Below are 527 nucleotides of genomic sequence, written 5' to 3'. Positions count from 1 at the left end.
GCTCCGCCAGGTTGTTGCCGTAGTCGTAACCGAAGTAATAACTCAGCTTGCCCTTCTCGGACGCGATGTCCTGGGCGAAGGCATTGCCCGTCAGGGCCAGGGCCGCGACGGCGACCGCGATAGAACGCAACTTCATCAAACAGTTCTCCAGGGGTGGTAACTCAGGGACGTTCTTCGCCGCCCTGAGGCGACGGGTTAGGATAACGGGCGCAACGTGTAACCGCTACTCACGATGCAGGCTATGACCCGTCTGCGTTTGCAGAGTTCAATATCACTTTTTTTTAACGTTCCAGGAGTTTCCCCGTGGCCGATGCCCTGATCGCCGTTGCCGACGAAGGCGCCATCCGCACCGTGACCGTCCAGCGCCCGGACAAGCTCAATGCCCTGAACGCCGCGACCCTGCAGGCGCTGGCCGATGCCTTCAGGGACGCCGCTGCCGATCCGGAGGTGCGCGTGGTGGTGTTGACCGGGGCGGGCCCGAAGGCCTTCGTGGCCGGTGCCGACATCGCGGAAATGAACACCCTCAG

The 527-nt window shown here is 62.4% G+C and carries 1 protein-coding gene; it reads left to right on the top strand.

Translation table 11 applies throughout. The features are described from left to right. Window positions 1–303: 303 nt before the first annotated feature. Window positions 304–527: enoyl-CoA hydratase-related protein (locus tag D7X55_RS45955; RefSeq protein WP_199747367.1), on the top strand; the 224-nt coding region annotated here is incomplete at its 3' end.

Origin of the sequence: Corallococcus sp. AB049A (assembly GCF_003668885.1) — a bacterium.
GTDB lineage: Bacteria > Myxococcota > Myxococcia > Myxococcales > Myxococcaceae > Corallococcus > Corallococcus interemptor.
The sequence above is the reverse complement of the archived record's forward strand: the minus strand, read 5'-3'. Positions and strand labels throughout refer to the sequence as shown.